Annotated in this window: 15 protein-coding genes; 7 read left to right on the top strand and 8 right to left on the bottom strand. The window is 72.6% G+C overall.

Annotation, left to right across the window (positions count from 1 at the left end):
• Positions 1–852 carry a pyridoxal kinase PdxY gene (gene pdxY, locus Ade02nite_RS06605; protein WP_203760621.1) on the bottom strand — a complete coding sequence of 284 codons (852 nt, stop codon included), beginning with the start codon at positions 850–852 and terminating at the stop codon, positions 1–3.
• A gap of 88 nt (positions 853–940) precedes the next feature.
• Here pdxY and gad point away from each other — a divergent pair, with 88 nt between their 5' ends.
• Positions 941–2,341 carry a glutamate decarboxylase gene (gene gad / locus Ade02nite_RS06600; RefSeq protein WP_239168586.1) on the top strand — a complete coding sequence of 467 codons (1,401 nt, stop codon included), beginning with the start codon at positions 941–943 and terminating at the stop codon, positions 2,339–2,341.
• Here the strand turns inward: gad and Ade02nite_RS06595 are convergent.
• Positions 2,335–3,762 (bottom strand): MFS transporter, encoded by a 1,428-nt coding sequence (locus Ade02nite_RS06595; protein ID WP_203760620.1) that lies wholly within the window; start codon positions 3,760–3,762, stop codon positions 2,335–2,337. The two genes, gad and Ade02nite_RS06595, sit on opposite strands and share 7 nt — an antisense overlap.
• 90 nt (positions 3,763–3,852) lie before the next feature.
• Between Ade02nite_RS06595 and Ade02nite_RS06590 the strand changes: the two genes are divergently transcribed.
• Positions 3,853–4,488: a TetR/AcrR family transcriptional regulator gene (locus Ade02nite_RS06590; RefSeq protein WP_203760619.1), complete on the top strand. Its 636-nt coding sequence runs from the start codon at positions 3,853–3,855 to the stop codon at positions 4,486–4,488.
• 9 nt (positions 4,489–4,497) lie between these two features.
• Here Ade02nite_RS06590 and Ade02nite_RS49110 read toward each other — a convergent pair whose 3' ends face one another.
• Positions 4,498–4,848: a CGNR zinc finger domain-containing protein gene (locus Ade02nite_RS49110; protein WP_239168585.1), complete on the bottom strand. Its 351-nt coding sequence runs from the start codon at positions 4,846–4,848 to the stop codon at positions 4,498–4,500.
• Here Ade02nite_RS49110 and Ade02nite_RS06580 point away from each other — a divergent pair.
• A complete protein-coding gene (locus Ade02nite_RS06580) occupies positions 4,825–5,019 on the top strand; it encodes an MBL fold metallo-hydrolase (RefSeq protein WP_203760618.1) in 195 nt (64 codons plus the stop codon). The genes Ade02nite_RS49110 and Ade02nite_RS06580 overlap by 24 nt on opposite strands.
• Positions 5,016–5,468 carry an MBL fold metallo-hydrolase gene (locus Ade02nite_RS06575; RefSeq protein ID WP_203760617.1) on the top strand — a complete coding sequence of 151 codons (453 nt, stop codon included), beginning with the start codon at positions 5,016–5,018 and terminating at the stop codon, positions 5,466–5,468. Before Ade02nite_RS06580 ends, Ade02nite_RS06575 begins: the two co-directional genes overlap by 4 nt.
• Here Ade02nite_RS06575 and Ade02nite_RS06570 read toward each other — a convergent pair.
• Positions 5,440–6,474, bottom strand: coding sequence for an SDR family oxidoreductase (locus tag Ade02nite_RS06570; protein WP_203760616.1), 1,035 nt, complete (start codon positions 6,472–6,474; stop codon positions 5,440–5,442). The genes Ade02nite_RS06575 and Ade02nite_RS06570 overlap by 29 nt on opposite strands.
• Before the next feature lie 75 nt (positions 6,475–6,549).
• Positions 6,550–7,551, bottom strand: coding sequence for an alcohol dehydrogenase catalytic domain-containing protein (locus tag Ade02nite_RS06565; protein ID WP_203760615.1), 1,002 nt, complete (start codon positions 7,549–7,551; stop codon positions 6,550–6,552).
• Positions 7,552–7,652: 101 nt separating this feature from the next.
• On the opposite strand from Ade02nite_RS06565, the gene Ade02nite_RS06560 reads away from it, so the two are divergent.
• A complete protein-coding gene (locus Ade02nite_RS06560; protein ID WP_203760614.1) occupies positions 7,653–8,261 on the top strand; it encodes a TetR/AcrR family transcriptional regulator in 609 nt (202 codons plus the stop codon).
• Positions 8,262–8,310: 49 nt separating this feature from the next.
• Complete coding sequence (locus Ade02nite_RS06555; RefSeq protein ID WP_203760613.1) at positions 8,311–8,883, top strand: TetR/AcrR family transcriptional regulator; 573 nt, start codon at positions 8,311–8,313, stop codon at positions 8,881–8,883.
• On the opposite strand, the gene Ade02nite_RS06550 is transcribed toward Ade02nite_RS06555, so the two are convergent.
• Positions 8,873–9,601 (bottom strand): TetR/AcrR family transcriptional regulator, encoded by a 729-nt coding sequence (locus Ade02nite_RS06550; RefSeq protein WP_203760612.1) that lies wholly within the window; start codon positions 9,599–9,601, stop codon positions 8,873–8,875. The two genes, Ade02nite_RS06555 and Ade02nite_RS06550, sit on opposite strands and share 11 nt — an antisense overlap.
• 88 nt (positions 9,602–9,689) lie before the next feature.
• Here Ade02nite_RS06550 and Ade02nite_RS06545 point away from each other — a divergent pair, with 88 nt between their 5' ends.
• Positions 9,690–9,998: a putative quinol monooxygenase gene (locus Ade02nite_RS06545; protein WP_203760611.1), complete on the top strand. Its 309-nt coding sequence runs from the start codon at positions 9,690–9,692 to the stop codon at positions 9,996–9,998.
• A 41-nt stretch (positions 9,999–10,039) separates the two neighbouring features.
• On the opposite strand, the gene bla is transcribed toward Ade02nite_RS06545, so the two are convergent.
• Positions 10,040–10,915, bottom strand: a complete 876-nt coding sequence (gene bla, locus Ade02nite_RS06540; protein WP_379036171.1) for a class A beta-lactamase — start codon at positions 10,913–10,915, stop codon at positions 10,040–10,042.
• Between the two features lie 377 nt (positions 10,916–11,292).
• Positions 11,293–12,288, bottom strand: coding sequence for an MsnO8 family LLM class oxidoreductase (locus tag Ade02nite_RS06535; protein WP_239168583.1), 996 nt, complete (start codon positions 12,286–12,288; stop codon positions 11,293–11,295).
• Positions 12,289–12,322: the final 34 nt, after the last annotated feature.

Raw genomic sequence — 12,322 nt, 5'->3', positions numbered from 1 at the left:
TCAGCGCACCTGCTTCGCCCGGAACTGCATGCGCGGCGAGGCGTAGAACTCCTGCGCCTCCACCAGCTGGAGCTCCCGCTGCCCGGACCGATAGGTGGTCTCGATCAGGTCGAAGACGCTCGAGGCCGTACGCTCCAGCGCCACCGCGGCGTCGTTGGTGGCGACGTAGTGGGCCGTGAACAGCGCCGCCGTGACGTCGCCGGATCCGTTCGCCTTGAAGGGCAGGTGCGGGGTGGTCACGATCCACGCGCCGGCGGCGTCGACCACCAGCATCTCGATCGTGCCCTCCTCGCGGTCGGGACGCTCCACGCTCGTGACCAGCACGGTCGAGGGGCCCATCTCGCGGGCCAGGTCGGCCGAGGCGAGCGTCGACTCGACGGTCGCCGGCTCGGTGCCGGTGAGGAAGCCCAGCTCGAACTGGTTCGGCGTGATGATGTCGGCCACCGGCACGACCCGGTCGCGCAGCAGCACGGGGATCTCGGGCGCGACGAAGCAGCCGGACTTGGCGTTGCCCATGACCGGGTCGCACGCGTACACCGCCGCGGGGTTGGCCGCCTTCACCCGGCGCACCGCGTCGACGATGACGTCGCCGATGCCCACGCCGCCCTGATAGCCGGAGAGCACGGCGTCGATCTGCGGGAAGACGCCCCGATCCTCCACGCCGAGCAGCACCTCGGCGACGTCCGAGGGCGAGATGAGCGGCCCCCGCCAGGCGCCGTAGCCCGTGTGGTTGGAGAAGTTGACGGTGTAGACCGGGACGACCTCGACACCGATGCGCTGGAGCGGGAACACGGCCGCGGAGTTGCCGACGTGGCCCCAGGCGACCGCCGACTGGATGGACAGAACCTTCATGCCCCCAGCCTAGGGACCTTCGAGATCGGGGAAGTTTCACCCTGGGCAGATGATGTGCGGGGCCGGTGCCGAGGCGACGTTGGAGCGCATGACCTCTGGCGAGTACCCCAGCCCGGTGATGAGCGATCTCGATGCCCTCGCCCGGGAGTACGGCAACCGGTTCCTCCTCGAGCCCGCACCCGACCACCGGCTGCCCCGGCACGGGATGCGCGCGGTGGACGCGATGCGCCTGCTCGGCGAGGAACTGCTGCTCGACGGCCTTCCGATGCGCAACCTGGCCACGTTCGTGACCACGTGGATGGAGCCCGAGGCGCAGCGGGTCGTCGCGGAGAACCTGCACCGCAACTACATCGACCACGCCGAGTACCCGCGGACGGCGGAGATCGAGCAGCGGTGCATCCGGATGCTCGCCGACCTCTTCCACGCGCCCGGGGAGACGACCGGCACCCGCACCCAGGGCTCCTCGGAGGCGATCATGCTGGGTGCCCTCTCGCTGAAGTGGAAGTGGCGCGCCCGGCGGGAGGCGGCCGGCAAGGACACGACGCGCCCCAACCTGGTGTTCGGCGGCGACGTGCACGTGGTGTGGGAGAAGTTCTGCCGCTACTTCGAGGTCGAACCGCGCATCATCGCGCTCCAGCCCGACAAGTACGTGATCGGCCCGGCGGACGTGGAGCCGCACGTGGACGAGAACACCATCGGCGTCGCCGCGGTCCTGGGCACCACGTTCACCGGGCACGCCGACGACATCGCCGGGATCAACGACCTGCTCGTACGCCTGAACGAGGAACGCGGCCTCGACGTGCCCATCCACGTCGACGCGGCCAGCGGCGGCTTCGTCTGGCCGTTCCTCTACCCGGACAGCGAGTGGGACTTCCGGCTCTCCCGGGTGCGCTCGATCAACGTCTCCGGCCACAAGTTCGGGCTCGTCTACCCGGGGATCGGCTGGCTGATCTTCCGGGAGCGCGGCGACCTTCCGGACGACCTCGTCTTCTACGAGAACTACCTGGGCAAGCGGGACGCCACCTTCACGCTGAACTTCTCCACCGGCTCCTCGATGGTCCTGGCCCAGTACTACAACTTCGTCCGCTTCGGCCACGAAGGCTACCGCTACATCATGGAGACCATGCAGGCCAACGCGCGCCACCTCGCCGAGCGGATCGCCGCCATCGGCGACTTCCGGATCATCGGCTCCGAGAAGGAGGAGCAGCTGCCGCTGGTGGCCTTCCAGCTCGCCGGCGACCACAACTACGACGAGTTCGACGTGGCGTCCCAGCTGGCCGCCGAGCGAGGCTGGATGGTCCCCGCCTACACGCTCCCGCCCAAGGCCGACCACATCAAGATCATGCGAGCGCTGGTGAAGCTCACCCTCGGGCACAGCATGGTCGAGACGCTCGCCGACGACATCGCGGCCGCCTGCCAGGTTCTGGCCGAGAAGGGGACCCTGCACCCGCACGACCGCAGCCGGGTCAAGACCGGCACCGGCTACTGACGCAGCGCCACCTGCTTCGCCTTCCGCACCGAGGACGTCACGGAGGGTGTCGCCGCGGCCGCGACCAGCGCGGCGACCAGCACGAAGCCCGCGGTTACCAAAAAGGCCCGGCTGTAGCCGGCGGCGCGGGCGCCCGCGAGGCTGGTGGCGCCGGAGTGCTCGGCCGCGGCGAGGGCCACGGTGGTCAGGACGGCCAGCGACAGGCTGCCGCCGATCTGCCGTCCGGCGTTGAGCAGGCCGCTGACCAGACCCGCCTCGCCGGGCGCGGCGCCGGTGGTGGCCAGCGTCGTGTTCGCCACCATGCACCAGCCGATGCCGATCGACGCGAGCACGGACGGCAGCAGGAACCCGTCCAGGAAGGTGGAGTCCGCGTCCGCGCGGCTGAACAGGACCATGCCGGCCGCGCCGAGGACCAGGCCACCGGTCATGACGGCACGGGCGCCGAGCCGCCCGGTGAGCGGGCCGGAGGACATCGCGCCCACCACCGTGCCGAGGCAGAACGGCAGGAAGGCGGCCCCGGCCCGCAGCGGCGTGTAGTGCAGCACGTCCTGCAGGTAGAGCGAGGCGAAGTAGAAGCCGGCGACGGTCGTGCCCCCGAGAAACAGGACGATCACGTTGGCCACCCACACCGGGCGGCTGCGCAGCACCCCGAAGCGCACCAGGGGCGCCGGCGCCACGCGCAGCTCCCACCCGGCGAAGGCGGCGCCGGCGAGCAGGGCGACCGCGAACGACGACAGCGCGGCGGCCGAGCCCCAGCCGCGCTCGGCGGCCTGGATGGTGCCGTGCACCAGGGCCGTCACCGCCGCGGTGACCAGCACCGCGCCGGCGACGTCGAGGCGGCCGGCGGGTGAGGTGCGCGTGCCGCGCACCGAGAAGGCGGCGAGCAGCAGCGCGGCCAGGGCGATCGGCACGTTGATCAGCAGCACCCACCGCCACGACAGGCCCTGGGTGAGGGCACCGCCGAGCAGAACCCCGAGCGCGCTGCCGCCGGCGGCGACCATCGACCAGACGCCGATCGCCCGGGACCGGGCCGTGCCTTCCGGGAAGGTCACCATGATGACGGTGAGGCTCAGCGGCGCGAGCACCGCACCGGCGACGCCCTGCGCGGCCCGGGCGGCGATCAGCTCCCCGGGCGACTGGGCCAGCCCGCCGAGGACCGAGGCGGCGCCGAACAGGCCGAGCCCGGAGAACATCGCGGCGCGATGCCCGACCAGGTCGGCGAACCGGCCGCCGAGCAGCAGCAGCCCGCCGAGCGCGAGCGTGTAGGCGTTGACCACCCAGGACAGGCCGGCGGGCGTGAAGCCGAGGTCGGCGGCGACCGACGGCAGCGCCACGTTGACCAGGGTGACGTCCAGGACGACCAGCGCTTGACAGACGCAGGCGGCGGCCAGCACGAGGGCGGGGTGCGGTGTTCGAGACATGGCTCTCCCTACGCGTACAGTGTTCGCATCCGACGCGAACAATGTACGCGTAAGGCTTACCTAACTTCTACCCTGTGCGAAGATCTCTCCATGCCGCCGCGCGCACGTCCCCGGCCCGGGCTGACCCCGGAGCTGATCGTCGAGGCGGGACGCCGGCTGATCGAGCGCGACGGCCTCGACGCCCTCACCATGCGGGCCGTCGCGGCCGAGCTGGACACGGCGGCGACCTCGCTCTACCGGCACATCGCCGACCGCGACGCGCTGCTGCTGGCCATCCTCGAGAGCATCGCCGCCGGCCTGCCCGTCGACGTGCCGGGCGCGACCCCGAAGGAGCGGCTGCTCACCCGCTTCGCCGCCGCGCACGACTACATGGCCGGCAGCTCCTGGGTGCTTCAGGTGCTCATCCAGGGCGAGCTCGTCGCCGAGAACGCCTTCCCGTTCAGCGACGCCTGCCTGGCCGACCTGCTCGACGCCGGCCTCGGCCCGCACCAGGCCGCCCGCGCCTTCCGCTCCTGCTGGCACCTGATGATCGGCGAGATCCTCGACGCGCACCCGCGCCTGGCCCCACGCCAGCCGACGCAGCGCTCGATCGCGGTGAGCCGCATCGACCCCGGCAAGCTGCCCGCCCTGGCCGCCACGGCCGGCGCGATGCGCGAGGCGAACACCCGGGACGCCTTCGTCGCCGCGATGGGCATCCTGGTGACCGGCCTGATCACGCAGGGCTGAGCAGCGCGTTCACTCCGCGGCCCTGGCGGCGCGCCGGGCGCGGGACTTGCGGAGGTTGGCGACGTTGCCGCACGTGCGCACGTCGTGCCAGACGCCGCTGGTGTTGCGGGAGCTGTCCCAGAAGGCGACCTCGCACTCGGGGTTGCGGCACAGCTTCATGCGCTGCCACGCGCCGGTCAGCTGGGCGTCGTGGACCGCGAGCAGGATGCGGCCCGCGTGCGCGGCGATGTCACCGGAGCCGTCGTCGAGCCGGACACCGCCGCCGGGGTCGAGGACGAGGCGGGCGGAGGCGGAGGCGAGTGCGGGCGCGTCGAGCAGGTCGGGCGTGCGGTCGCGTTGCGCTACATCTACCTCACGCACGCGCACGCCGATCACTTCCCGACCACCAATCACCTGCTGCGCCGGTTCCCGGACGCGACGGTGGTCGCGACCGAGGCGGTCCTCGCACGCATCGCCCGGGAGACTCCCGGCGGCGCCGTCTCCGACCGCTATCGGAACTTCTCGGCGACGCGTTGCCCGAACCGCCCGTGACGGTGCACGGCTCGGTCTTCCCGGCCGGCGGCCTGATGCTCGACGGGCACGAGCTGTACGCCCACGAGGTGGGCCACTCCGACACCGACGACACCAGCGTGCTCCACGTACCGGCGCTGGATCTGGTCGTTGCCGGTGACGTCGTCTACAATAACGTGCACCAGTTCGTCGGCGAGGTCCGCGACGGCGGCCTGGACGCCTGGCACCGGGCCCTCGACGCGGTCGAGGCCCTCCGGCCGGGCTTCGTGGTGGCCTCGCACAAGGACGTCCGGCGTCCGGACCTGCCGTCCGACATCGGCGAGACTCGCCGCTACCTCGACGCGGCGGCTGAAGTGCTCGACCGGTCGGCGGACGCCACGAGCTTCTTCCACGGGCTGAAGAGGCGCTACCCCGACCGCGTCAACCCGTGGGCGATCTGGCTCAGCGCGCGCCGGCTGTTCGAGAGCTGAGGCTCTCGGCGGCGGCGACGATCGCCTCCCGGGGGTCGCGCGGCTGCCAGCCCAGCACCCGGCGGGCCTTCTCGTTGGACGTCCGCCTCGCGTAGCCCAGGTCGGGCGCGATCTCGCGCATCTGCGGCGAGAAGCGGGCGCCCGCCCGTACGGCCAGGTCCGGGATCTTGCGGGTCGGGACCTTGGCGGCGGCCGCGCCGAGGCGCGCCTTGATGAGGGCGCCGATCTCGCGCATCGGGACCGCGGGGCCGTTGGAGAGCAGGAAGCGCTCGCCGGCGGCGCCGTCGGCCGTCATCGCCAGGATGTGCGCCGCGGCGACGTCGCGCACGTCGACGATCGGGAAGTAGAGGTCGGGGTAGCCGGGGATGTCGCCGTCGAGCAGCCTCTTGACGATGTTGTTGGCGCCGGAGACCTCGCCGCCGATGACCGGCCCCATCACGGCGACCGGAAGCGTCGTGGCGAGCTCCGTCGCGCCGCCCTCGGCGCGGACGAAGTCCCAGGCCGCGCGTTCGGCGAGGGTCTTGCTCGCGCCGTACGCGTCGACGCCCGGCCCGTCGACGACGGTCCAGTCGTCCTCGGTGAAGACGTGGTCGCCGCGCGGGTGACCCCAGCCGGCCGCGTGGAACGCCGAGGTGAGGACGACCCGCTTCACGCCGGCGTCCCGGGCGGCGCGCAACACCCGCAGGGTGCCCTCACGCGCCGGGACGATCAGGTCGTCCGGGTTGTCGACATGCCCCGGCCGTACGGGCGACGCGACGTGCAGCACGAAGTCCACGCCGGCCACGGCGCCCGCCCACCCGGCGTCCTCGGTGAGATCGGCGGCGGCGAAGCTCAGCGCGTCGCCGTTCACCATGCCCGCACCGCGGAGCGCGGACCGGACGGCCGCCTCACGGCTCGGCGACCGGACGGTGGTCCGCACGAGGTAGCCCTGTTCGAGCAGCTGAAGGATGCAGTGACCGGCGATGAACCCCGAGCCGCCGGTGACGAGAACTCGCTGTTGTGTCATGCCTCGAATGGTTCGTCACCCGGCGCGGCGCAACCATCGCACCTTCCTTCCTGGGAGTGCCAGGGCCAGGCACTGTCAGGGGACGAGGACCAGGCGGATCGGGTTGCCCTCCTTGGCGTCCAGGCGGCGGACCGCCTCGGCGGCCTCGGCGAGGGGCAGCGTGGCGCTGACCGAGCGGGAGAACTCCACGCGGCCGGCGGCGACCAGGTCGAGCAGTTCGACGACGTGCTCGGGGGACGAGCCGTAGTGGCCGCGGATCTGCTGCTTGAGGTAGCTGAAGTGGGTGCCGTCGGTGATCGTGAGCGGCTGGTCGGTGAGGCCGGCGAGGATCAGCTGCCCCTCGCGGGCCAGGCTCTTGGCGGCCTGCTCGCGCACCGGGGCGACGCCGGCGAAATCGAACGCGTACGCGAGGCCGCGGCCGCGGGTCGCGTCGGCGATGCGGGTGCCGAAGATCGGGTCGGCCGGGTCGAGGGCCAGGTCGGCCCCGAAGTCGAGGGCGCGCTCGCGGGCGGCGGGCAGCGGGTCGATCGCGATGATCGGGGCCGCGCCGACCGTGCGCAGCAGCTGGACCGCGTGCGCGCCGAGGCCGCCGACGCCCCACACGCCCACGGGGCGGGCCGGCGCCACGGCGGCGGTCGCGGTGATCGCCGCCCACGGGGTCGAGACGGCGTCCGGGATGAAGCACGCCTGCTCGAACGGGAGGCTGTCGGGCAGCGGCACGACCGTGTCGGCGGTGGCGACCGCGTGCTCGGCCCAGCCGCCGTCGTAGTCGACGCCGCGGGTGAAGACGGTGCCGTCACGCTCCTCGCCGGCCTGGAGCAGCACCCGCTGCCCGACGCTGAGGCCGGTGACCCCGTCGCCGATCTCGTCGATGACGCCGGCCGTCTCGTGCCCGAGGGTCACCGTGTCGCCGCGCAGCAGGAACGGCTTGATGATGCCCTGGATGAGGTGCACGTCGGAGAGGCAGACGCCGGCCGCCTTGACCGCGATGCGCACCTGGCCGGGCCCGGCGTGCGGTTCGGCGATCTCCTCGAGCGCGAAGCTTCCGGCGTAAACGTTGAGACGTCCAGCGAGCATGGTGGCTCCTCGTGCCTGACCTGGGTAAGGTCGTTTCAGTACCGTCGGTATCGAGTGAATACCCGCGGTATCGAAACAGCAAGGGGCCAGGATTGTCTGAAATGCCACAGAGCCGTTCCGATCAGCGCCGTTCCGCTCCGGAGCGCCGGCGACCACGCCGCGAGGACGTCCGCAGCGATCTGCTCGCCGCGGCCGCCGAGGAGTTCCAGACCAGGGGGTACGCGGCGACCCGGCTCGAGGCGATCGCCACCCGCGCCGGCTACACCAAGGGCGCGGTCTACTCCAACTTCGGCTCGAAGCAGGAGCTCTTCGCCGAGCTGCTCGACCAGCGCATCACCGCCCTGATCGTCGACAGCGTCCAGGGCATCATGGCCGCCGACCTCACCCTCGACGACGTCGCCCGGCGGATGGCCCGCCTCTCGCTCGACGAGGAGCGCTGGCACGTGCTGCTCGCCGAGTTCGCCGTCCTGGCCACCACCGACGAGGAGGCCGCCGCGGTCTACCGCGCCAATCGGCACCGGCTGCTGACCTCGGTGACCGAGATCATCCGCGACAACGCCGCCCGGCTCGGCATCACCGGCGACCCGTGGACGATCGCCTTCCTCGTCGCCGCCGTCACCAACGTGGCCGGCGTGCACGGTGTCATCGAGCCGGCATCGCTGCCGCTGACGCGGCGCGCCGAGATCTTCTCCGCCGTCCTGCGACGCTAGGCTAATATGGTTAGCCAGTAGCTAACGCAACTAGTTGAGGCGGTGTGCCATGCCCAGGGCAGGACTCGCTCCGGCCGCGGTCATCGAGGCCGGCGCCGAGCTCGCCGACGAGGTCGGCCTGGACAACTTGACCATGGGCCTGCTGGCGGAGCGGCTGGGCGTGCGCACGCCGTCGCTCTACAAGCACGTCGAGTCGCTCGACGCCCTTCGCCGCGGCATCGGCATCCGCGCCAAACAGGAGTTCGCCGTCGCGCTGGCCCGGGCGGCCGTCGGTCAGTCGGGCCCCGGCGCGGTGCACGCCTTCGCCGCCGCGTTCCGCCGATGGGTCCTCGATCATCCCGGCCGCTACGCCGCGAGCCTGCGCGCCCCCGAGGCCGGCGACGAGGAGGACCAGCGCGTGTCCGACGAGTCCGTCCAGATCCTGTTCGACGTCCTGGCCGGCTTCGGCCTGCCCGAGTCGCGCTCCGTCGACGCCGCCCGCGCGCTGCGCGCCGCCCTGCACGGCTTCGCCACCCTGGAGGCCGCCGGCGGGTTCGGGCTCAGCCGCGACGTCGGCGAGAGCTACCGCTACATGGTCGACGCGCTCGTCGCCGGCTTCCAAGCCGGCCACGTCACCGCTTGAGCAGACCGTCGAGGATGTGGCCGAGGCCGGTGGCGAAGATCAGGTCCTGCCGGTCCGGGGCATGCGGGACATGCGCATCGCGCACGACGCGAGAGAAGCGCGGATAGTCGCCGCTGCGCTCCACCGATTCCACGTACGGGGCGAGCACCCGTCCCCACTCCTCGGCGTCGAGGCCGGCCCGCTGAAGGGCCTGCTGCTCGGCGAGCTCCCGCGTGGCGAAGCCGCGCACGAAGGCCTGCACGATCTCGCTCGCGATGAGCATCTCGTCGATCGTGAGCCCGAGATCATCCAGCGCGGCCAGGCCGTATTCGTTCCACGCCAAGGAGTTCGGCCCGAAGCTGGGCCGCTCCGCGGCGACGCTCGCCATCCAGGGGTGGCGCAGGATCGAACCGCGGATCTTGTGGGCCATCCCGGACAGGTCGGCGCGCCAGTCCCCGCTGGGCGGTGGCGGCGGGCCGTCCTCGCCCTCGACCCGGTCGACCATGAGGTCGTAGAGCTCGTCCTTGCCGGCGACGTAGCCGTACAGCGACGCCGTCCCGATCCCGAGCGCGGCGGCGACCTTGCGCATCGAGACGGCGTCGAGCCCTTCCGCGTCCGCCAGGGCGACGGCGGCCTCGGCGATCTGCCCGCGGCTGCGCGACGGGGCGGGCCCCTTCGCGGCCCGTTCCGGGCGAGCCCAGATGAGGCCCCGTGAGCCTTTCTCGTGGTCCGTCGGCAATCTCACTCCTGGCCCTGGAAGGGGTGGTCCGGGTGTACGTTAGCAAACGTACCCCGAACGGTGTTCGGAGAAGCGAAGGGAGAGGGACATGGCACTTCAGGACCAGCCCGCGTACATCATCAAGATGCGCGCCAAGCCCGGCCTCGGTGACAAGTTGTTCGAGCTGGCGACCGCCGGCATGGAGAAGTCGGGCTCCTCCGACCGGTTCATCATCGCCCGCGAGGACGACGACCCGGACGTGCTCTGGAACATGGAGGTCTTCAAGTCCGGCGAGGCCAAGGACGCGTACGAGAACAGCCCCCTCGCCGACGAGCTGCGCGACGAGATCATCGGCCTGCTGGCCGAGCCGCCGATGCGGATCGCGGTCCACCCGTACTCCGCGCTCCCGGCCGCCTGAGGCCGGGGCCGCCCGCGACGATCGGCCGCGGCGGCCCCCGGTCAGCGCAGCGCCGCGATGGTGGCCCGGGTCGCGTCGGCGATCAGCGAGTCGGCCGAGGGCGCGTCCGGCACGCCGCGGTCGGACTGGATGGCGATGATCAGTGGGCCGCCGGTGGGCGGGCGGACGACGGCGATGTCGTTGCGGGTGCCGTAACCGCCGCTGCCGGTCTTGTCGCCGACCTGCCAACCGGCGGGCACGCCGGCGCGGATGGAGGTGTCGCCGGTCGTGTTGCCGAGCAGCAGGTCGTTCAGCTTCCGGCGGCGGGGCTCGGGCAGGACGTCGCCGAGAGCGAGCAGGCGCAGGTCGGTGCCGAGCGCGCGCGGCGTACTCGTGTCTCGGTCGTCGCCCGGTGTCGCCTGGTTGAGGGTCGGCTCGGTGCGGTTGACGTTGGTCGTGCGGTCCCCGATCCGGCGCAGCTCGCGCTCCAGGCCCTTCGGGCCGCCGATCTCGTCGAGCAGCAGGTTGGCGGCCGTGTTGTCGCTGTGCTGCACGGCGGCGGCGATGAGGGCGTCGACCGTCATGCCGGAGGCGACGTGCCGCGACGTGACGGGGGCCCATTCGAGCAGATCCGATGTGCTGTACGTGATGACGCGCCGCAGATCCGCGTCGGGCAGGTCGCGCAGCAGCATCCCGGCGAGCAGGGCCTTGAAGGTGGACGCGTGCGCGAAACGCTCGTCCGCACGGTGGGTGACGGTGCGGCCGGTTCCCGTGTCGATCGCGTACACGCCGAGGCGCGCGCCGAAGCGGCGTTCCAGCTCGGCAAACCGGCGGGTCGCGGCGGCGGACCCGGCGGCGGCACTCGGCCCGGACGGGGAGACGGCACTCGGCCCGGACGAGGAGACGGCGCTCAGCCCGGACGAGGAGACGGCGCTCAGCCCGGGCGAGGAGACGGCGCTCGGCGGCGCCGGCGGGGTTTCGGGCTCCGCCGCGCCGCAGCCGCCCAGGAGCGCGGCGGTGAGGACGAGAGGAAGTGCGGCGACGGCGCCACGACCCCGAGGTAGATAGAACGTTCGTTCTCGCCGAAGCGCCCCCGCGAGAACGAGCGACACAGCCGCGGCGGCGTAGCGCCCGTTAGGTAGATAGAACGTTCGTTCTCGCGCGAGGACCCGCGCCGGAACGAGCGGAACGAGCGCGACGGCGGAGCGCCCTTGAAGTAGATAGAACGTTCGTTCTCGCGTGAGGGCTCGCGTGGGGGCTCGCGTAAGGACTCGCGTGAGGGCTTGCGGCATGCGGTCGAGCATGCCCAACGCGATCAAGCGCCGAACACCCCCGCCAGCGCGGCGTCCGAGGCGGCCAGGGCGGCCCGGTCGTAGGTGCTGCCGGCCGCGACGAGCTCGGCGGCGCCGGTGCGGTCGAGCAATGCGCCGAGCCGGCTCGCCACCTGCGCCGGCGTGCCGGTGATCGCCGCCGCCGCGGTCTGGTCCATGTATTGCTGCTGGCGCGCGCTGCGGGTTGCGGCGCGGACCTCCGCCACCGGTCGCAGGGGCGGGAACACCCCGGCGGTGCGGCTCTGCGCCATCGCCCACGCCTCCGGCAGCAGCAGCTCGGCCGCCTCCTCGGCGGTGTCGGCGATCAGCACGTCGAGGCTGACCGCCACCCGGGGCCGCGGCTGCTGCTCGGACGGCCGGAACTCGCGCCGATAGCGGGCCAGCGCCGCCAGCCCGGGCGCAGGGTCGCCGCCCACGCCCAGCAGCGGCCCGCCGACGATCACCGGAAGCCCGAGGGCGGCCGCGATCTGGAGGCCGCTTCCCGTGGCGAGCACGTACAGCGGCACCTCGCCCTCCGGCCGCGGGTGCAGGCCGATCTCCGCCGTCCCGGTGAGGAACCCGCGCAGCTCGGCCAGGTCGGCCGCGAAGTCGTGCTCGGTCTGCCGCAGCGCCCGCCTGACCGGCGCGGTGAAGCCCGGCGACCGGCCCAGCCCCAGGTCGACCCGGCCCGGCGCGAACGCGGACAGCGTGGCGAACTGCTCGGCGACCACGAGCGGCTGATGATGCGGCAGCATCACCCCGGCCGAGCCCAGCCTGATCGTCGCCGTCGCACCGGCGACCGCGGCCAGCAGCACCGCCGGGGCCGCGCCCGCGATGCCCGGAACCCCGTGATGCTCGGCAACCCAGAACCGCCCGTACCCGAGCCGTTCCGCCTGGGCGGCGCGCGCGACCGTGCCGCGCAGAGCCGCCGTCTCGGCCTCCCCGGCGCGGGTCCGGGACCGATCCAGCAGGGAGAGGCGCACCTCGGAGTCGATCACCACAGGTCCAGCGTCGCCGGGCGGGAGCTTGTTCCCC

Source organism: Paractinoplanes deccanensis, from assembly GCF_016862115.1.
GTDB lineage: Bacteria > Actinomycetota > Actinomycetes > Mycobacteriales > Micromonosporaceae > Actinoplanes > Actinoplanes deccanensis.
The sequence above is the reverse complement of the archived record's forward strand: the minus strand, read 5'-3'. Positions and strand labels throughout refer to the sequence as shown.

Bases quoted from the DNA above. Each gene is read 5' to 3' on its own strand.
- pdxY (WP_203760621.1), bottom strand. From the start codon at position 852: ATGAAGGTTCTGTCCATCCAGTCGGCGGTCGCCTGGGGCCACGTCGGC.
- gad (WP_239168586.1), top strand. From the start codon at position 941: ATGACCTCTGGCGAGTACCCCAGCCCGGTGATGAGCGATCTCGATGCC.
- Ade02nite_RS06595 (WP_203760620.1), bottom strand. From the start codon at position 3,762: ATGTCTCGAACACCGCACCCCGCCCTCGTGCTGGCCGCCGCCTGCGTC.
- Ade02nite_RS06590 (WP_203760619.1), top strand. From the start codon at position 3,853: ATGCCGCCGCGCGCACGTCCCCGGCCCGGGCTGACCCCGGAGCTGATC.
- Ade02nite_RS06570 (WP_203760616.1), bottom strand. From the start codon at position 6,474: ATGACACAACAGCGAGTTCTCGTCACCGGCGGCTCGGGGTTCATCGCC.
- Ade02nite_RS06565 (WP_203760615.1), bottom strand. From the start codon at position 7,551: ATGCTCGCTGGACGTCTCAACGTTTACGCCGGAAGCTTCGCGCTCGAG.
- Ade02nite_RS06560 (WP_203760614.1), top strand. From the start codon at position 7,653: ATGCCACAGAGCCGTTCCGATCAGCGCCGTTCCGCTCCGGAGCGCCGG.
- Ade02nite_RS06555 (WP_203760613.1), top strand. From the start codon at position 8,311: ATGCCCAGGGCAGGACTCGCTCCGGCCGCGGTCATCGAGGCCGGCGCC.
- Ade02nite_RS06545 (WP_203760611.1), top strand. From the start codon at position 9,690: ATGGCACTTCAGGACCAGCCCGCGTACATCATCAAGATGCGCGCCAAG.